The sequence below is a fragment of the Maribacter corallii genome (assembly GCF_047345415.1).
Lineage (GTDB): Bacteria > Bacteroidota > Bacteroidia > Flavobacteriales > Flavobacteriaceae > Maribacter_C.
Genome location: NZ_JBLFEP010000008.1, coordinates 24,044 through 43,912 on the forward strand (window position 1 = coordinate 24,044; position 19,869 = coordinate 43,912).

13 protein-coding genes are annotated in these 19,869 nt (G+C 44.3%); 6 read left to right on the forward strand and 7 right to left on the reverse strand.

The window, feature by feature from the left end:
• Positions 1–6: 6 nt before the first annotated feature.
• The 6 genes from ACKWCA_RS23440 to ACKWCA_RS23465 form a co-directional block, all read right to left on the reverse strand.
• Positions 7–1,164: a 3-dehydroquinate synthase gene (locus ACKWCA_RS23440; protein WP_413980685.1), complete on the reverse strand. Its 1,158-nt coding sequence runs from the start codon at positions 1,162–1,164 to the stop codon at positions 7–9.
• Between the two features lie 9 nt (positions 1,165–1,173).
• Complete coding sequence (gene eboC, locus ACKWCA_RS23445; RefSeq protein WP_413980686.1) at positions 1,174–2,064, reverse strand: UbiA-like protein EboC; 891 nt, start codon at positions 2,062–2,064, stop codon at positions 1,174–1,176.
• A complete protein-coding gene (locus ACKWCA_RS23450; protein ID WP_413980687.1) occupies positions 2,065–2,973 on the reverse strand; it encodes a TatD family hydrolase in 909 nt (302 codons plus the stop codon).
• A gap of 10 nt (positions 2,974–2,983) precedes the next feature.
• On the reverse strand, positions 2,984–3,832 hold the full coding sequence (locus tag ACKWCA_RS23455) for an EboA domain-containing protein (protein ID WP_413980688.1): 849 nt from the start codon (positions 3,830–3,832) through the stop codon (positions 2,984–2,986).
• Positions 3,833–4,007: 175 nt separating this feature from the next.
• Complete coding sequence (locus ACKWCA_RS23460) at positions 4,008–4,793, reverse strand: SDR family NAD(P)-dependent oxidoreductase (RefSeq protein WP_413980689.1); 786 nt, start codon at positions 4,791–4,793, stop codon at positions 4,008–4,010.
• A 19-nt stretch (positions 4,794–4,812) separates the two neighbouring features.
• Positions 4,813–5,880 carry a sugar phosphate isomerase/epimerase family protein gene (locus tag ACKWCA_RS23465; RefSeq protein ID WP_413980690.1) on the reverse strand — a complete coding sequence of 356 codons (1,068 nt, stop codon included), beginning with the start codon at positions 5,878–5,880 and terminating at the stop codon, positions 4,813–4,815.
• A 219-nt stretch (positions 5,881–6,099) separates the two neighbouring features.
• Between ACKWCA_RS23465 and ACKWCA_RS23470 the strand changes: the two genes are divergently transcribed.
• Genes ACKWCA_RS23470 through ACKWCA_RS23480 form a run of 3 tightly spaced genes read left to right on the forward strand, consistent with a single transcriptional unit; the run spans position 6,100 to position 11,589 of the window.
• The gene (locus tag ACKWCA_RS23470) at positions 6,100–7,830 is read left to right on the forward strand and encodes an IlvD/Edd family dehydratase (protein WP_413980691.1); all 1,731 of its coding nucleotides are present in this window, start codon (positions 6,100–6,102) and stop codon (positions 7,828–7,830) included.
• 12 nt (positions 7,831–7,842) lie between these two features.
• Entirely contained in the window at positions 7,843–9,180 is a 1,338-nt protein-coding gene (locus tag ACKWCA_RS23475; RefSeq protein ID WP_413980692.1) for a GntP family permease, read from the forward strand.
• A 3-nt stretch (positions 9,181–9,183) separates the two neighbouring features.
• Positions 9,184–11,589, forward strand: coding sequence for a DUF7133 domain-containing protein (locus ACKWCA_RS23480; protein WP_413980693.1), 2,406 nt, complete (start codon positions 9,184–9,186; stop codon positions 11,587–11,589).
• Positions 11,590–12,651: 1,062 nt separating this feature from the next.
• Here ACKWCA_RS23480 and ACKWCA_RS23485 read toward each other — a convergent pair.
• The gene (locus ACKWCA_RS23485) at positions 12,652–13,791 is read right to left on the reverse strand and encodes a response regulator (protein WP_413980694.1); all 1,140 of its coding nucleotides are present in this window, start codon (positions 13,789–13,791) and stop codon (positions 12,652–12,654) included.
• A gap of 203 nt (positions 13,792–13,994) precedes the next feature.
• On the opposite strand from ACKWCA_RS23485, the gene ACKWCA_RS23490 reads away from it, so the two are divergent.
• The 3 genes from ACKWCA_RS23490 to ACKWCA_RS23500 are packed head-to-tail and all read left to right on the forward strand — an operon-like array spanning position 13,995 to position 19,826.
• A complete protein-coding gene (locus tag ACKWCA_RS23490; RefSeq protein WP_413980695.1) occupies positions 13,995–17,081 on the forward strand; it encodes a hypothetical protein in 3,087 nt (1,028 codons plus the stop codon).
• A gap of 1 nt (position 17,082) precedes the next feature.
• Positions 17,083–18,306 carry a hypothetical protein gene (locus tag ACKWCA_RS23495; protein ID WP_413980696.1) on the forward strand — a complete coding sequence of 408 codons (1,224 nt, stop codon included), beginning with the start codon at positions 17,083–17,085 and terminating at the stop codon, positions 18,304–18,306.
• Positions 18,303–19,826, forward strand: coding sequence for a cellulase family glycosylhydrolase (locus ACKWCA_RS23500; RefSeq protein WP_413980697.1), 1,524 nt, complete (start codon positions 18,303–18,305; stop codon positions 19,824–19,826). Before ACKWCA_RS23495 ends, ACKWCA_RS23500 begins: the two co-directional genes overlap by 4 nt.
• Positions 19,827–19,869 lie beyond the last annotated feature (43 nt).

Here is a 19,869-nt window from a genome sequence, read left to right on the forward strand (position 1 = left end):
TTGAGATTAGTTTAGATAGGTATGATTCAATTCCGTAATGGCTCTTTTCATCGTATCGTAAGAAATACTGTTGACATCGTGCTTTACTCCTATTTCAGAAATCAGGGTAATACAAAGCTCGCCTCCAAGATGTTCTTGAAATTCTTGGATGCCCAATAAGAGAGTGTCCATCTCCTGATCCGTAGAAACCGGTATCCGCAAATCGAAACCGATGGCCTTCATCACGTTAAGAATACGATTCAAAACGGTTTCTGACACCAATCCCGTTAAATGGGCATAGACCATATCCAAAGCAATACCTTTGGCCACAGCCTCGCCATGTCGCAACTCATAGTTGGACATTTGTTCCATCTTGTGTGCTGCCCAATGCCCAAAATCCAAAGGTCGCGACGATCCATTTTCAAAAGGGTCACCCCCTTGGGCGATATGGTGCATATGCATTTCAGCACATTTATAAATGACATATTCCATTGGAATCATCTCGCGATTCTTGAGCCCCTCTGCATTCCCTTCAAGATACTCGAAAAAAGCACGGTCCTTGATCAAGGCTACCTTGATGGCCTCTGCAATACCGGCAATCCAATCTCGCTGCTCCAAGGTGTGTAAAAAAACCGTGTCATTTATAATGGCATAAGGGGGTGCGAAGGTGCCCAGGAAATTCTTCTTTTCGAAACTATTGACACTGTTTTTCACCCCTACGGCCGAGTCATTCTGTGAGAGTACGGTGGTCGGTATTCGAATCAGCTTCACGCCTCTGTGTGCTATTGCCGCGGCATAACCAGCCATATCAATGATAGCACCACCTCCAATGGCAACAACAAAGGAATGCCGATCAATATGTTCTTCATTGATAGCCCTGAGTACGGTTTGCACGGCTTCTGGGTCATTTTTACATACTTCACCCCCAGGTATGACCAAACTTGCAGTATACTCCAAACATTCCGAATGCGACTTACAGTAGTTCACTATTGAATTCCGAAGTTCAGGATGTGCACGTTCCACCCCATGGTCAATGACAAAAAGTACTTTTAGCCGGGTGTGTGTTTTGTACCCTTCCACCACCGTTTTGAAGAGTGGATTTTCAATATTGAAAAGATGCTCCGTAAAGTAGAGTTGATACGTAAAAGTAACGGAAAAGTTTTGTTTTATAGGTGTCTGCGACATCAACTGAATTTAAGTAACTGCAAATAGTTTTGATAAAAGTATGGATAATGGCAACAACAAAAGAATGAGTACAGCATACCACCACACGGTGTGACCCGATGCAATTGCCGCATCCAAGACCACCACTGAAAGTACTCCGCTGATAACGGCCTTTTTGATATTCATTGGAGAATTCTCATGATACGCCTTGACCAGAGGTCGAAAGACCAAAAATGCGAAAAGCGTCAGAAAGGGAATGGTCTGCATAACACTATCGGTTCTATAGAGGGCCATAACCACAACGATAAAAATTACCGAAGCGTATACGAAGCCCGCCCATACCAAATGTTTCTTGTTATCACCGTGCACTTCCCCCCTACTGATCAATGTTATCGCAAAAATATAAATCAAAGGAATACAGGCATACTCCCAATTCGGCAATTGAGAAACGATCGAAATACCAAGCAACAGGTTCAATGCCCTACAGAGTCCCATATTCAAGGGACCTAAAAAATCATATTTCTTTGAAAAACCGTCATAGGCCAATATAGCTAAAGCCAAGGCGATTGCAATTAGGCCACTCAGGGAAGTCACCCAAAAGGCAAAAACCACTCCAATGCTCAGCAAAACCGCCCCGAATAGAGCCGCGGACCTTACGGAGATCAAACCACTAGGAAGCGCTCGCTCCGGTCGCTCTACTTTATCGATTTCAAAATCGAATACATCGTTCAACACTACACCACCAGCATATAGAAATACAGAAGCAATCACCAAAAAAAGAATGGGAAAAAGCGATGTAGATGACACCCCGGCACCGATGAACCAGCTTGATAGGGCGACCCCTGCCAAAATATCGGCCGCTGCCGTAGGCAAATTGGCCGGGCGCATTAATCGCAAATACCCTATAAGAATCGGGTTCATTTAAACGATCTTATCAATATCCACCTTGGGTTCTTGTCCGCGTAGTACACTATTATCATTGTACAACTGTGTCTGATTGATTCCCTTTGGGTTCAACCAGTCCGACTCCTTCATTTTTCCGTTTTTTCCGAAAATATCGAGTGCATTTTGATAGCAGGTTTTAACCACATCTGCGCGATCGATGCCTCTTTTAAGCATCAGGGAAGCCGTTTTCGGAACTGCCAACGGATCACTGACACCCCAATCTGCAGAACTGTCGACGATGATATTATCACTGCCGAATTTCCTGACCACCTCTACCATTCGCTCATTGCCCATCTTTGTTTTGGGGTAAATGGTAAAAGCGGCGATAAAGCCGCGATCTAAAACCTCTTGTACCGTTTCCTCATTATTATGGTCGATTACAACCATGGATGGATCCAGACCGTGTTCCAAACAGACTTCCATACTTTTTATGGTACCGGCTTTTTTGTCACGATGTGGCGTATGTACTTGTACCACCATACCGAGCTCCTTGGCCATCTCCAATTGGATTCTAAAATACTTGTCCTCCGCCGGGGTTTGGTCATCATAACCTATTTCACCGATAGCCACCACATTTTGCTTATGAACATAGAGGGGTAATAATTCGATTACCTGCTCGGCCAATGCCTCATTGTTGGCCTCTTTCGAATTCAGACCAATAGTACAATAATGCTGAATACCGAATTGGCTGGCCCTAAAGGGTTCCCAACCGACCAGACTGCTGTAGTAATCTTGAAAAGAGCCCACCTGTGTTCGAGGTTGGCCCAACCAAAAAGAAGGTTCGATAAGGGCAACCACACCGGCCTTTGCCATGGCTTCATAATCATCCGTTGTTCGGGATGTCATATGCACATGCGGGTCGATGATCATCATTTTTTCTTCCATAACGCTTTCTTTAAAGTGTATTCCAACTTAATTTTTCTTCTTCTATTTGAATAGTTAGATCCTGGTAATCATCCAATAGGGCCTTGGCCGATGGATTTCCGGAATAAAAACAACATAGTGCCCCTGCAGCATTCTCCTTACTGTTTTCACTGGACAACAAGCGCTTCATATCCTCTAGCAAAGCTTCATCTAAAAATCGGCTGACCGGACGCCAAAAATAGGGATCGATATCACGTGAGGCCGCCCATCGCTCATGCGCATAGTCGGCAATTATTCGAGCTAACTCGGCGTTGGCCCGCTTATCGATTTGAGCCAAAGCACTTAAGTCACCTTGCATAAAAGCTGTTTTCAAATACATTTGATTCCACTGTTGCTCGTTAAAAAAACGGGCTGGATACGGATTGTGGTATGCAATCGCATTGAACACGGTAGAGATGTTCGTCCGTAAAGCGTCTACAGCTGTGGCAACGTAGTCTTCCGGCCGTGGCAACAGAATCAAAAACTTTAGAAAAGTCTCCAATTCCCCAGTATCCGCTACTTGTATGATATTGGCCACCTTGGGTGAAAAAAACTGGTGATCGAAGTTCAATACACGAATCAGCAGGTAAATTCGTGCTATTTGGGTACAGGTAGCCCCTTGCATTGATAGATACTCATTTAAGGCCGATTCCCCAGGTATTTCAATGCGCTGATTCGCAACTATTTTAGATCCGATGAGACTGTAGGTGAGGTAGAGCTGTTTCGTTGATTTATCCGCACAAATACCGGTGATTTTGTCCATCAACCACTTGTTCGATTCAACAGCTACATTTTTCTGGAGAATCTCCAATAGCTGTTCGCCCACATTCTCTACTTGCATTGTATGCTTTTTGGTTTAATGATACCGTCCTAATGGTTATAAACAGGGGGGTATCATAGTCGTGCTACAATAACCAAAAATAGCGCTATTTATTATAAAATGAAAGCGGAAAAAACAGGTAGGGTCCAGAAAAAGGACTACACGGGCAATTGGGCAGCTTAAGAAACAGGAGGCCTTATTTAGCCGTCCATCCTCCGTCAACGGTCAGCATCGAGCCCACCATATAACTGCCTGCGTCACTGGCCAGAAGAAGAGCGGCACCTTGAATTTCCTTGAGTTCTCCCCACCGCGCCAAGGCTGTAGCCCCAACAATAAACTTCTTGGCCTCTTCCGTACCCGCTATGGGAATATTCATTTCCGTCAAGAAAGGTCCCGGACAAATCGCATTGACCGCTATGTTGAACGGTGCCAATTCAAGACCTAGGGCGCGCGTCATTTGAACCACTGCACCTTTACTAGTCGCATAGGGAGTTCTATTGGCAAGCCCCACCAAACCAAGTGTACTCGCCATATTAATGATGCGCCCCCAACCGTTTTCCTTCATTTGGGGCACTACGGCCTTGGAAGCCAACCAGATACCATCTACATTGACTTTCATCACCTGGTGAAACTCATCATGCGAAAGTTCATCGATCGCCCCTCGAATATTAATGCCGGCACTATTGATCAAGATATCAACACTGCCGAAATCCTTCTGGGCCAAAGCTACGGCTTGATTGATCTGCGAAGCCTCAGTGACATCAGCGGCATAGGCCTTTGCCTCGATATCGTAAGTTTTTGAAAGTGATTCGGCGGCGGCCTGCCCTTCGTCAAGCTTTCTATTGACCAGGGCAATATTGGCACCGGCCGAGGCCAAGCCAGCGGCCATAGCAAGACCTAATCCTTTGGAGCCTCCTGTAATCATCGCATTTTTACCTTTTAAATCAAAAAGTGCTATTCCGGGTAATGTGGTATCTATCATCTTATTTTTGAGTCATTAGTTAACGAAAACCATAATTTTTCTTGGCAAACTGTACCGAAGTTTTGTTATTCTCGATTTCCAAAGCCAATTGTTCATCTGCGGATTTATTCGAAATTCGAGGCAGGGCCGATTTTGATTCATACTTCCTGACCTTTCCGAGAAAAGTAGCAAGTTCGGCAGCGGAAATAGCGCCAAATGTGGCCCAATAAGCTTCCGTCAAGCATGGAACCTTAAGTGGATCCCTAGTAATCATCTCCAAATTAAACCGGATATCAGGGTTATGGGTACGGATTTCGGAAATCATTCCTTCGATATCCAAAAACCCCTCGCCCAAATTCACTTCCGACAGTAAAAATCCGTCTTCATACGTCTCGACGGCCATATCTTTTAAATGTACCGTAAAGGCATAGGGTGCTAGAGCTCTTACGACTTCCATGGGGTCTTCCAGAAGCGAAATATTATTGCCCGTGTCAAGAGTCACCCCGACCCATTCACTATCAAGGGCTTTTAAGATTTCAAGAAACTCCGTCGCACGCCAATCTTTGTGGTTCTCAACGGCTAGCCGTATACGGTGCTTCCGCATAATCGGTTCGGCCAGTTGCAAGGAAGTTTCCGAGGCTTTCCTGAATACTTGAAACGCTTCGTTCGTGTCAAAGTTCTCATAGCGCCTTCCCGAGAGACAGACCGTTCGAATAATATCAACGTCCATTTCTTTGGTCTCTCGTACCTGCTGTTCAAAGCGGTCAATATCATTGGTGTCTTTTGGTAATTTGATTTGCCCTTCCATAAAGAAGTTCAATTCTTCACGACGTCGGAGAATTTTTTTGGCTAGTGCGGAATCGAGCCCATACATCGTCAATTGGGCACCTTTGAAACCCATTGAACTAAAATGTTCGATCATTTGCAGTGCGTTATCGTATTGCGGGTATTTCGCACTCTTCAAGTTGCGATACCTACGTATCATAAAGGTCGCCTCTGCCGCCCCGAATCTAGTTTCTTTCAAAGAAGCGGGCAAGGCAGAAATCAGGGGGAATCCCATTGCCAAGGCACCGCTAGCAGAATTTTTGATAAACCTTCTCCGTCTCATGTATATTGTTCACTTTCACAAAAACACCATTCTAAAGTAAGGATTTTTATTGTGGCGTGCGACCTATTTAAAAAGAATCAGGGTAATGCGTCATAAGCTCCTTTCCCATTTTGAATACTACAACCAAAAAAGATGGGAAGTTCGATTTAAAGTCGTTCCATTTTGCGAACTAGCACAAAGATGTTTACTTTAATACACTCATACCATCCCAATAACTAAATGAAAAAAAAGAATAAGGAAAAATTACGCAGTTCGGATTGGTTCAGTCCCGTAGATCCGAAATCTGCCTTTATCCATCGTTCCTGGTTGCGCAACCAGGGGTATCCTGATGATTACTTTAGAAGCAGACCGGTCATTGGTATTTGTAATACCTGGTCCGATCTCACACCTTGTAACGGACATCTTCGCGAGTTTGCGGAATTCGTCAAACGCGGTGTTTTGGAAGCGGGAGGAGTTCCGTTCGAATTTCCGGTGACAAGCTTGGGAGAGATTTTAATGCGCCCGACGGCCATGCTCTTTAGAAATCTGGCAGCCATGGATACGGAGGAAACCATTCGCGCCAATCCGCTCGACGGCGTAGTGCTACTTACTGGTTGCGATAAGACCACGCCTTCAACGGTAATGGGCGCCTGTAGCGTAGATTTACCCACCATTGTGGTTCCCGGAGGCCCCATGTTGAACGGCAAGTATAAAGGTGAACGTATTGGCTCAGGAACTTTTGTATGGCAATTGAAAGACAAAATCAAAAATGAAGGTTTTACCGAAGCAGATCAAATCGAAGCAGAGATTTGTTCCGCTCGAAGTTCCGGACATTGTATGACCATGGGTACAGCATCGACCATGGCATGCATGGTCGAATCCCTTGGGTTGACCTTGCCTGGGGCCGCGGCCATTCCTGCTGTGGATTCACGTAAAAAAGTGATGGCCCAACTATCAGGAAGACGTATTGTCGATATGGTCAGAGAAGATTTGAAGCTCTCGAAAATATTGACCCGGGAAGCTTTTGAAAATGCTATAAAAATAAATGCCGCAATAGGCGGTTCCACCAATTTCATCATTCACCTAACGGCGATAGCTCGGAGAATAGGTGTGCAACTTGATCTAAAGGATTTTGACGATTTGGGGAGTAAAATCCCGCTACTGGTGAACCTTATGCCTTCCGGCACCTTTTTAATGGAAGACTTTTTTGATGCTGGCGGGCTACCCGTTGTCATCAAGGAAATGACCGATCATTTACACAACGATGCCATAACGGTCAATGGTAAATCGATTGGAGAAAACAACCAGCATGCCGAGTGCTTTAATAAAGAGGTTATATCACCGATTGACTCCCCCATTATCAAAGAAGCGGGAATTGCGGTTCTATATGGTAATTTATGCGAGAATGGTGCGGTCATTAAGCCTTCCGCAGCAACACCTGAGCTAATGTCACACCGTGGAAAAGCTGTGGTATTCGAGACTATAGAAGAATTTCTATCCACCGTCGACGACCCTGATCTGGATATCGACGAAAATAGTGTCATGGTACTCAAAGGTGTCGGGCCCGTAGGGTACCCCGGAATGCCTGAGGTAGGCAACATGGAAATACCGGAAAAACTCCTGAAAAAAGGAATCAAGGATATGGTCCGTATTTCCGATGGCCGAATGAGCGGTACGGCTTTCGGAACCGTTGTACTACATGTATCACCGGAGTCTTCGGTCGGAGGCGTACTTGGTCTCGTCGAAAGTGGTGATTACATTGTACTGGACGTACCGAATCGAAAATTACATCTTGAAGTAACCGATGCCGAACTTGAGAAGCGAAGAGCGGTATGGAAAGCGCCAGAACCTCAGGCGAAAAGAGGCTATACCAAACTTTATACGAGTACTGTTGAACAAGCCCACCTAGGTGCCGACCTTGATTTTCTGGTGGGAAAATCCAGTTCAAAAGTGACACGTGATGCACATTAAACCAACCTTATTATGATTGCAATACTCCTATTAGTTCTTAGTGTACTCCTTATTATTTTACTCACTGTACGGCTTAAAGTGCATCCGTTTTTAGCACTCCTGGCCGCAGCAATTTTCTTTGCCCTTTTTTCAGGAATGTCATTGGACGACATTGTAAAATTCGTAAACGATGGATTTGGGGTAACTCTTGGTAAAATAGGAATCGTCATCGTCTTAGGAGTAATTATCGGAGCATTTCTGGAACATTCCGGAGGGGCCTACAAATTAGCGGAAGTCGTGCTAAAGGTTATCGGCAAAAAAAGAGTGCATGAGGCGATGGGTATCGTAGGTTTTATTGTTTCCATTCCGGTTTTTGCGGATAGTGGTTTCATTATCCTGAATCCCTTGAACAAGAGTTTGACCAAGCGCGCCGGACTTTCCATAGTAGGTACGGCCACGGCATTGATTCTGGGTCTGATGATTACCCATGTTTTGGTTCCACCTACTCCAGGACCTATAGCCGCTGCCGGAATCATCGGAGCGGATGTCGGATTGGTGATGTTGGTCGGTTTGGTCATCGGTATCCTATCATTGATACTGGCCATCATCTACTGCAAAAAAATGGGGTCCAAACACTTCATAGACCCAAACCCTGAAGTCACGGATGAAGTCATTCAAGAGAAAATGAAAGAGGCCCCGAGCGCCTTTAAATCTTTCTTGCCCATTCTGATTCCTATCCTGCTGATTGTTGGGAAGTCCATCATGGAATTCAACCTTCCTGAAGGTCAAGAAGCCACTGGACTTATCGCTTTTATTTCCTTTATCGGTTCTCCGATTATTGCCTTGATCATCGGTATGTTGTTCGCCTTTTTACTTCCTAAAAAATGGGATAATGAAATGTTGGCCACCAGTGGTTGGGTCGGAAAGGCTTTGGCGGATGCCTCGAACATCATCCTTATAACGGGTGCAGGTGGAATTTTCGGAACCATCCTTCAAAATAGCGGTATTGCAGATGTATTGGCAGATGCCCTATCGGGTGCGAATTTAGGGATATGGCTTCCTTTTTTACTCTGTGCTGCGATCAAAACGGCACAAGGTTCCTCAACGGTGGCTTTGATTACTACCGCATCTATCGTAGCTCCGCTGTTACTGACTATGGGCTTCTCTACGGAAATTGATAAGGCTCTAGTGGTCGCGGCAATCGGTGCCGGAGCGATGGTGGTCTCACATGCGAACGACAGCGGTTTCTGGATTTTGACCCAATTTTCCGGTATTGATGTAAAGACAGGATATCGTGTATATACTTTAGGTACTCTTGTGGTCGGCACTTTTGCCGCATTATGCGTGTACATTGCAAGTTTTATTTTCTAAAAGATGAATTTTAGCCGTTTCACAAAAACAACGCGCAGCTTTTTTTTAGGGGGAATGGTCTTGTTCTTTTGTGACGCTTGTGAAAAGCCCATCTCGCCTGCCCTTTCACCAGATGAGGCATTGAAAACTTTTCAATTGGCCGATCCAAACCTTACGATTCAATTGGTGGCCTCCGAACCGCTGGTACAAGATCCAGTGGCTATTACCTTCGACGAAGGAGGGCGACTCTGGGTAGCCGAAATGCTGGGCTTCATGCAGGACATTGACGGGACGGGCGAAGAGGATAAAATTGGACGGATTTCCGTGTTGTTCGATGACAACGGGGATGGCCAAATGGACCGTCGGCAGACTTTTTTGGACAGCCTGATACTACCTCGGGCATTGGCCCTAGTCAAAGGGGGTATTTTAGTCGCGGAAAATATGCCGTTATGGTTTGTTTCGGATAGTGATGGGGATTTCAGGGCGGACAAAAAAATACTGATCGATTCCTTATATGGAGGTCTGGGTGTGCCGGAACATTCCGCAAATGGCCTTTTAAGAGGGTTGGACAATTGGTTCTATAACGCGAAATCGAAATTCCGCTATAAGAAAATCAACACTAGTTGGGTCAAGGATACCACCGAGTTTCGCGGACAATGGGGTATTTGCCACGATGATGCGGGGCGCTTATTCTACAATTACAATTGGTCACAGCTACATGCCGATCTGGTACCCCCTAATGCCTTGAGTGCAAATCGACATCATACGGCCACGACCGGGATCGATCACGGACTGACCCTAGACAGAAGAGTATTTCCCATTCGCAGTAATACCGCGATCAATAGAGGGTATGTTCCCGGAACATTGGATGAAAAAGGACGGATTCTTGAATTTGCCTCCGCCTGTGGCCCATTGATCCATCGCGGACATGCGCTACCTAAAAACTATTATGGTGATGCTTTCGTTTGCGAACCAACTGCCAACCTCATCAAACAAAATGAACTATGGGAGGAAGGTTTCATGCTACAGGCGAAAAACACCTACGACGGTAAAGAGTTTTTGGCTTCGACAGACGAACGTTTTAGACCGATTTCTTTGGCTTCCGGCCCGGACGGTGCGCTCTATGTCGTAGACATGTACAAGGGCGTTATTCAACACGCCCCCTACATGACCGATTATCTTAGGGAAGAAACGTTGAAGCGTGGACTTGACCAACCCATACATATGGGACGTATTTGGCGGATAACCTCCAAAAATAAGGAACCCATAGGAACCCCTGATTTATCAAAATTGAATCCTCAGGAGCTGGTCGAACAACTGGACAGCAAGAATGGCTGGACTAGGGATACGGCCCAACGCCTATTGGTGGAGCAGGGAGACGTAAGCCTAGCACCTTTCTTGGGGGAATTGATTGAAAAGGGCACTCCGCTAGGGCAGCTACATGCCCTTTGGACCTTGGAGGGTTTAGGGTATCATAAAGCGGATATCTATTTGTCGGCCCTAAGCGCTTCGGACCCCAAAGTAGCACAGGCCGCCCTACGACTTGCCATTCGAAATACCGAAAAGAATCCCGAGATCCTTTTGGAAATAGAGGACTTTGTTCAAAATAGTTATGATACTGCGGCACCCATTTTAAAGATGCAAATGGTCTTGTCAAGTCATCATTTGAATTCGGCCTTGGCCTTGACCACCTCCCGTAAATTTTTAAGTACCTACGGTCCGTTGCCACTGGCAAGGGATGTAGTCATGAGCAGTTTAGAAAACAGGGAAATGGATATGCTGAAGGTAGTATTAAAGGAGCAGGTACCGCATAGACAAACCAATGAGATCATGCTCGAACTTTTAGCTACCGCAATCGTCAATTCCGAATCTGAAACGGACATTGATCGCCTCAGACGAATCACGGCTACCTATGCGGATGAAGAAACCCACTGGATTAAAAATGCGCTTGTGAGCGGTCTTGCAACGAGTTCCGAATCTGAATCAGATATGGTTAGCGGCATTCCTTCCAATATCGATAGCAAAGTGTTCGCGACAGGGCGCCAAAAGTACTTGAACCTCTGCGCTAGTTGCCACGGCACCAGCGGTGAAGGCATGAGACGCTTTGCGCCTCCTCTTAACAAATCGGAATGGGTAACAAAAGATGATGAAAAACTGGCGATGCTTCTTTTACATGGGATGCAAGGCCCCATTGAAGTCGATGGAAAAATGTACGACTCTCCAGATATCCTGCCTGAAATGCCCTCTTTTTCCACGCTTCAAAATGAAGATATTGCAGCCATTGCGACCTATATCAGAAACGCATGGGGCAATTCAGGTACTGAAGTGACTAGCAGAACAGTTGGGGGCGTTCGCTTTAGAACCCAAGGTAAGATCACTCCATGGACCGCGACCGAGTTGGATACCTTGGTATTCGACATCGATATGTAATTAAAGGTCGTGACCCACTGACTACTCCCCTATTCATTAGCCACACCTTCCTTCTTTTTATTTTAACTCTTACCGAGTTGTACACTTCCTATTTTTAGGACTACCCCCGGTCAAAGATTAAATCCCCGACTTTACCCTACCCTTAGACCGACATGCCCATACTACCGTAAACCAGTTTTTACCACAAAAAAACGACATACAATACAAGAGCTCTCAGAAGAAAAAAAAGAAAATAGTGTAACGATTAAGAAAATCCTTAGTCTTTACTACAAGAACATCAAAATCAGAATTTTAATTTAAGTATCTGATAATGAATATCTTAAAGATTATTATTGTTTAAATTGATTTTTTTAAATGTTAAATAATCCATAAAATAGTACCTTTTTATACATAGTACTGTAACAAAATTAAAAATCTATCGTCTAGTAAGTGTAAGTCAATTAAAAAACAACAATATAAAATCTATAATTATGAAAGCATCAATCAACAGAACAGCAACAGAATCAAAAACAGGACAATATTTTTCATCCCTAAGAAATTGTAAAAGGTCTCAATGGGCCCAGTACAGAAACTTCAATCGTTAATAAAGAAATCAACAACATAAAAATCTAAAACCATGAAAGCATCAATCAACAGAACAGCAACAGAATCAAAAACAGGACAATATTTTTCATCCCTAAGAAATTGTAAAAGGTCTCAATGGGCCCAGTACAGGAACTTTAATCGCTAAGTGCGATTCGACATCATCATCATCAAAAAACAATCAACGTCATGAAAACATTTTTCAATCGTACTGCGGGTAGCCCAATCAACTATCCAAAGGAATCAAAAAGGCCCTCTTTTATAAAGAGGCTTATAGAAAATAAACGCTTTAGATACGTAGAGCAGAATTACATATTGCATTAATAAGAGCAACTTAGGTTATTTATTAAGGAAAGGGGAATACACGTAATCGGTGTATTCCCCTTTTTTAATGACTTCCCTTGTAACCCATAGTCACTATTATGCCGAAGGAATGCAATCGATCCCTTTATGAAGATTGGCATCAAGTGCGTATATGAACTATTTATAATACAAGGCTATTTGGCCTAATTGACCTACGATCCGCACAGAATCTTTCATCGATAGTTTTGAATCATCGACATGTACCCATCGCTTTAGGGGTTGTTCGCAAATGTATTTTTTGACCACTTTCTTACCGTAGTGTTTCCGCATGCGCATAAAGATTTCCACATCGAACAACCATTTGGTAATGAATTTTTTCTCGAACATCAAAGAAGCGACTTCCTGATCCATGATCTTTGCACCACACTGGGTATCCTTAAAAGGCATTCCAAGAATAGTCTGTATAATCAGGTTAATCGTCTTACTAATTAGCTTACGGGCAGATTCCTTCGCGATATTCGCACCCATGCGTGTTATTCTAGATCCACTGACTATTTTATAGTCCGAACTCCCAATTGTTTTGACCAAGTCGTCAAAATCACTGAAATCGGTGGAAAGGTCGGCATCTAAATATCCGATATAATCAAATGCTTCACGTTTGGTCAGATACTGAATGCCCTGACGCACCGCCTCGGCTTTACCACCATTTTTTTCACAATTGAAAATCGAGATATTCTCTTCGTTGCCTTCCCTCAGTTTCTCCAGTACCGCTAGGGTATTATCCGTACTTCCATCATTGACAAAACACAGATGGTAACCTACATTTTTGTCAATAAAGTCTTTGAACAAGGCCCTCGACAAACGGTTTTCCTCATTGTAACATGGAATGACCACACCTACCCCGTACTTACCGATTATCTTGGTTTCGATATTGGTCTCGGTGTAGAGTTGAATAAAATTATTTCCTAGTATCCTATTGATTCGGGCCACCATCTCGTCAAGGCTGACCGGTTTTTTCATATAATCATCGATACCGAGGTTATAGCTTTCCAAAATGGTCTTCTCATTGGTATTACCGGACATCACCAAAATAGGGATATCAAGTTTTCTAACAATTCGTATGTGCTGAATCACCTCTATCCCCGATAGGTCGGGCATATTAATATCTACAATGACCATGTCAGGGTCAAAGGTATCAATGGCCGCAATACCCGATTGTCCACTATTTGCGGTAAACACCTCGTAGCCGAGTTCGGTCAATCGTTTCTCTACGGAAAGTAAAATCAGTTGTTGATCGTCAATGGTTAAGATTTTCATAGGTTAAGTTTTAATTGTTGTCTGGTAAACTTTTATAGGGTTTCTAAAGCAAATGTAGTGACCGATGACGCCCTTTTATGATTGTAAAAGTTGGATGACGTTTTTCTATAGACGAACGGTTTTATGCCTTCGACCGGAGGTTATCGGTAAAACACACAATATATATACCTTTAAGTTGTTTTAATTTCCTACACATTAGTCCCGTGCAACGAACGAATACCATACTGATCTTAGCACTCTTTATAGGGCTCGCTTTTCATGGTTCCAGTATCTTTTTTACTTTGGAAAGCACCTATGATGCACTAATTCATTTGTTTTTTGCGGACCATTATGCCCAAAGCTGGTTTGAGCCTTGGGATTACCGATGGTATACCGGTTTTACCGTTCAGGCTTACCCTCCACTGGTTCATCAAGCAATTGCAGTGCTTTCGTATATCGGCGGTTTGAAGTTTGGTCTGTTTTCGGTCGCCTTGATAGCCATCTTTTTGTTCATCACGGGAAGTTATCGTTTCGGGTTATTGCTTACGGGGAATAGAAGAATTGCCGGCTATACGGCATTATTGGCCGTCTTCTCCTCCACCTTTATCGAAACTTTGCACCTTTTTGGTCAATTACCGAGCATCATTGGTCTATCTGTCTTGTTACATGCCTTGCCTGAAGTGTATAGTTGGATCAAGACCGGAAGGCTTCGATTTCTTGCGACCAGCCTTTCGTTAATTGCCGTAACGGTTACTTCGCATCACGTGACCCCAATATTCGGCATGATCTTTTTTATCTTTCCTTTGATCGGAATGGTACTTATGGATACGGCCAAAGATCAGGTAGGCCAGTATAAAAAGGTAACGTTCAGTCTTTTCTGGGGGGTATTCAAACGCTTGTTTTGGCGTATCGTGACTTTTGGGTTTTCATCACTGGTATTAATCGTTGTATGTATACTCCCGTATTGGATCAACTCCAAAAACAACCCAATAACCCAAGTACCTATTCCACATGGGTCTCGAGACAATTTTTTCGAGGTAACCTCATCCGGGTTGGTCTTTTTTCTGATTCCTTGGGGAATATTGCTCTTTCTATTGCCCTATATCTTCTATCGCTTTTTCAGTAAGCGATACCTCTTTTTCGGACTGTCTTTTTCCCTATTGGCCTTGCTAGGAACAGGTGGTACCACTCCCATTCCCTTAAAACTATTGGGCGAAACCGCTTTCAATATCCTAACGTTGGATCGTTTTACCCTATGGGCGACCATTATGGCCCTACCTATATTCGGAGAGTTCGCGTATCGCATGGTCGAAGGAGACTTGAAAACCTATTTACAAGATCGATTTGGGGCAGTCTATCACCGGGTTATTGGCGGTTGCATCGCCGGAGGGTTATTGTTGATGGTTATTTTTACGATGAGCTTGAATTACTTCAGACCTGCCCAGCCCCAAAAAATAAAGATGTTACCCATCGTAAATTTCCTCAATCAAGATCAACACGACCAATGGAGGTACCTACCCCTAGGTTTCGGTGATCAGATGGCTTGGCTATCGGCACAGACCAATGCCATGACCGTAGATGGAAATTACCACTCGGCCCGGAGACTACCTGAATTGACTACTCGGGCAATTGAGCGCTTGGAAAACTCCAAATTTAGAGGTGTAGAGGGCATCGGGTCACTACAACAGTTTTTAACGGTACCAGAAAAGTACCACCTGAAATACATTTTTTCGAATGACAAGTTCTACGACCCTATCCTCTATTTCTGTGGATGGCAACGTCTACAACAGTTGGAAAATGGCATTATGGTATGGGAGCGACTGAATGTGCCACCATTACCAAAGATCATCCCAAAAGATGAGGTATCCCAAGCCTTAAAAGTGATGTGGGGCATTATCCCCTTTCTTACGGTACTACTAGCATTTGTAATCAACATACAATGGGTATGGTTCCGTATATTGAAAAATAAAGTACTACCGGAAGGTCCCTTTTTAGCCTATGCCATTCCATATAGTGGTTTCGCTCCAAATTTGGTTCGTGTCAATCACCTTTGGGCTTGTTTCCTATTGATAGCAATGGCCTACGGTACCTATCGATTCTATCTCGTCAATACGGCGCAGCGGAGCCCGAAAAATGTCATTACGGCCTATTACGACGCCCTTGATTTCAAGGAATTTGAACGGGCTTATTCCTACATGGACCCTAACGACGACCTAACCTTATCGCAATACATGTTAGAGGTATCGGTCACCGATGGTATTTTGAGTTCCTATGCCAAATTGGATGCCATTGCCATCGAGCTGTTACCAACGAACGAACATAGTGCCAGGGCCAAAGTGGAGACCAAATGGATCACGCCCTTGGAAAAAGTAGATAAAACGTTCTATCACACCCTGTCAAGAAGAAACGGCAATTGGTATATCGTACCACAACATTTTGATAGCGATCTGCCGCCAGACCAGTTGATGACAAACAATAGTACTACCTTTTTCAATCACGGTAGACGGCGGATTACCACGCAACAGACCCATCATGAAGATGTATTGAAACAACCCGTTTTAGAAGTGCTCAGTGCAAAATTGGTACAGCGCAATGGAGGGTATAGCCTCATCGGGGAAGTTCAGAATATTGACACCACTCCTGCCGATGTGACCATTAAGGGGACACTCTACAACGACAATGACGTACCATTGGCCACACACAATGCCAAGTACCATTTGAAGCACAAATTAATGCCGAAGGAGATCACTGCCTTTCGCATCGATTTCGAAGGCATCGCCTGGTCGTCTACCAAAGATACCATCCCTCCTACCTTTGACCCTGATGAATTTACACCCTTGAGCCTTAAAGAACTACCGACCAAATTCGATTTGCAATGTGCCGGAAATGTGGCCATTACAGATCTCTATAAGCAACTGACCTTACAAGACCTTCGTCACCAATCAAGAAAGATTACCGGAACACTCTTCAACTCAGGGGTACAGGAAGTCACCATACCCCAGCTTCTGATTTCGTATTACAACAAAAACAAGGAATTGATCTGGGTGGATCATCACTTCATGCGAGAGGGTGTACGTATACAACGCAAACAATATTTTGAATATGACCTATGTCAACTGAAAGGGTTAGCGATACTAAAAAGCGATCTCGAACAATGCTTTGTCAACGGCCTACCCAATGCTTCGATTGCGGAAAAGATTTTTCCGAATAGAAACGAGATTCATCCATCTGCACAGCTGCAACCCATATCGGGTGATGGATTTGACTTTATAAAGATTGAATTGAACAGTTATATCGGAAACCCTAAATAATTTGAAAAGAGGAATTTACATAGCATTTCTGATTCTCACTTGGTACGGATGTGCCCCTGAAGTAGTCAGAACCTCTAGCGAAGAAAATCAGTTTGCACTGGTGTCTTCCAAAACCTCCTATGTTGCCGGAGAAAGCATTCAAATTCAATTTCAGGGTAATAGTGCCTCCCCTCCTCAGCTATGGTTGAACAGCGCTTTCGGCAGCTCCGTTCTACAGCCCGATCTTAAGGAAAGTTTACTGACCTTTACACTTCCCAAGTTTTTTACGCAGAAATCCGGGGAGTGCAGTTGGACCCTGGTACACGACCAAAAAGTCTATGTCGAAGGGAAACTTAGTATAGGGTCTCATCCCATAAAAAAGGCACGAATAGCATCGTATTTAGGACCTAGAAGTATCACTGCGGGAGGAGATGATTTCACCATGCTGGTTACAGTCCCCACGGACCATTTTGACAATCCGTTGGCAGATTCCACGAGATTGACCATTAAAAAACAGTTCACTTCAACACTTGAAGAGACACCTATACGTTTGAAAAATGGTATCGGATGGACCAACTTGCACAGTTCTCAAAAATCGGGTTGGCTGCTTATTTCGGCCTCCTTTGATGCGAGTACAAGTAAAGAACTGACGGCTATAGTACATCCGGCAAAAGCGGTCGATTTCAATATCACCTATGCAAGAAACCACGCTTATGCAGATGGTAACCAAGTTATTACCTTTACTACGGGACGTATCAAAGATGAGTTTGGAAATACCGTTAGCGATGGTACCCTTGTGAACTTTCTCATTACCGACCCCTACGGAATGATTCTTCAGACCACAGGAACGACCATTAATGGTTCGGCCGAGGGCAAGCTATTACATCCCGATAAACCCAGTACTTGGTCCGTTACCGCCTATATTACGGGCGCCGCCCAGAGCAATTCCATTTCCCTCGATTTTGAACCTGCCTTAAACGATTTCAAGGTCTCTTACTCAGGCGGCGGGCGTACCCTTACCCTATCGGAACTGCATAGTTTTATGGGACAACTGGTACCCGATGGAATTCCTATTTCCCTGGAAATTCACAACAGCGCTGGCGCGTTACTGGAGACGCTACGTACCACCTCGCGATTGGGTTCTGCCCAATTCAAGATTTCAGAAGATTTTTATCCGAAAGGAAGCTATCAGCTAACGGTCGACGTGGCAGGAATTCGAAAAACCAAAAAAGTGACCTTACAATGAAAACGAACCGTACCCTATATCGCACACTGCTCATCCTCTCTTTCTTGGTGATCAATGCGGCTATCATAGCCGGGGTAAGTTCGGTGCTCTCCTATATGAACACCGGAGCGGATCGTTCAGCAATATTGCATCTGCCAGAAGCACAGATCCCTAACTATGCGCCCCAGGTCGTTTGGACACCCTTGACCAACGAAGGCAGACCGATAAGTTCACAAACCCTGTCGGAATTGGAACGGGATTATCTGAAAGCGTGGTATGTTCGAAATATCGCTTTAGAGACCAACGATCGGTACGGCACTGCAGACTATTATACTGATAGCGCCCAGGTACAACTGTATGACATACTGGACCTCAACCTTAAAAACAATGTTTATTTCAAGAGTTCGACCCTCAAGCATCATCCGACCTTGGAGTTCTACAGCGCCGATGGAAAGATAGCAGTACTCACCGATACTAATGTAGAGCGCTATGAAGAGGCCTATATGGACCAAAAGCGTATTGCCCAACATACGGAAATCGCTTCTTATCAGGTCATGCTCTTGCTAGAAGATGGCTTCTGGAGAATACGTCATCTGATCAAACTCCCATCCCAAGAAGTAGAAAAAACCAAGGTATCCCGGCCCGATCTGAGTGCTGTTACAAAAAGTAAAGGGGTCAATTACTATCCCCAAAAACATCCTTGGAATATGTTCGGAGCAACATTTTCGGACAGTAGCATCACCGCGGATTTCGCAAAAATCAAACACATGGACCTCAATACGGTGCGGATTTTTGTCCCCTATAAAACATTCGGAAAGGCTCAAATAGAGATCGAAAAAATGAAGCAGTTGCAACACACTTTGGATATGGCCGAAAAGAACGACCTCAAAGTGGTATTGACCTTGTTCGATTTTTATGGGGACTATAGCCTTCGAGATTGGACCCTCACCCATAGACATGCCGAACAAATCGTCACAGCACTTAAGGACCACCCTGCCCTATTGGCATGGGATATTAAAAACGAACCCGATCTTGACTTTGAAACAAGAGGTAAGACCCAGGTTACGGCATGGCTAGGACGAATGATTTCGGAAGTGAAGTCTTGGGATAACCAACACCCTGTAACTATTGGGTGGTCAAGTCCAGAGGCTGCAACGAACTTGGCTAAAGAGGTCGATTTCGTTTCCTTTCATTATTACCGGGAACCCGATCAATTCATGGTAGCTTTTCAAGAATTGAAAACGAATGTACCGGATAAACCCTTGGTGCTTCAAGAGTATGGATATTCCTCTTATGATGGCATCTGGAATGCTTATCTGGGCTCAGAAGAAAATCAGGCGGAATACGTCATACAAATGCAAAAACTATTGGATTCGGAAAGCATTCCATTCATGATTTGGACGCTCTACGATTTTGAGTCCGTTCCAAATTCGGTGGTGGGCCGTTTGCCGTGGCGCAAGGCCAGGCAACGTCATTTTGGTGTATTAGCTGGCGATGGGCAACCCAAAAAAGCCTATTATTCGCTGATCGAAAAAAAATAAAGAGAGGCAGCTAACCAGACCACCTCTCCTCGACTTAACCAGA

What these genes read in the sequence shown, in the direction of transcription:
- ACKWCA_RS23470 (WP_413980691.1), top strand. Translation starts at nt 6,100, where the DNA reads ATGAAAAAAAAGAATAAGGAAAAATTACGCAGTTCGGATTGGTTCAGT.
- ACKWCA_RS23485 (WP_413980694.1), bottom strand. Translation starts at nt 13,791, where the DNA reads ATGAAAATCTTAACCATTGACGATCAACAACTGATTTTACTTTCCGTA.
- ACKWCA_RS23440 (WP_413980685.1), bottom strand. Translation starts at nt 1,164, where the DNA reads ATGTCGCAGACACCTATAAAACAAAACTTTTCCGTTACTTTTACGTAT.
- ACKWCA_RS23475 (WP_413980692.1), top strand. Translation starts at nt 7,843, where the DNA reads ATGATTGCAATACTCCTATTAGTTCTTAGTGTACTCCTTATTATTTTA.
- ACKWCA_RS23460 (WP_413980689.1), bottom strand. Translation starts at nt 4,793, where the DNA reads ATGATAGATACCACATTACCCGGAATAGCACTTTTTGATTTAAAAGGT.
- ACKWCA_RS23450 (WP_413980687.1), bottom strand. Translation starts at nt 2,973, where the DNA reads ATGGAAGAAAAAATGATGATCATCGACCCGCATGTGCATATGACATCC.
- ACKWCA_RS23480 (WP_413980693.1), top strand. Translation starts at nt 9,184, where the DNA reads ATGAATTTTAGCCGTTTCACAAAAACAACGCGCAGCTTTTTTTTAGGG.
- ACKWCA_RS23500 (WP_413980697.1), top strand. Translation starts at nt 18,303, where the DNA reads ATGAAAACGAACCGTACCCTATATCGCACACTGCTCATCCTCTCTTTC.
- ACKWCA_RS23465 (WP_413980690.1), bottom strand. Translation starts at nt 5,880, where the DNA reads ATGAGACGGAGAAGGTTTATCAAAAATTCTGCTAGCGGTGCCTTGGCA.
- eboC (WP_413980686.1), bottom strand. Translation starts at nt 2,064, where the DNA reads ATGAACCCGATTCTTATAGGGTATTTGCGATTAATGCGCCCGGCCAAT.
- ACKWCA_RS23455 (WP_413980688.1), bottom strand. Translation starts at nt 3,832, where the DNA reads ATGCAAGTAGAGAATGTGGGCGAACAGCTATTGGAGATTCTCCAGAAA.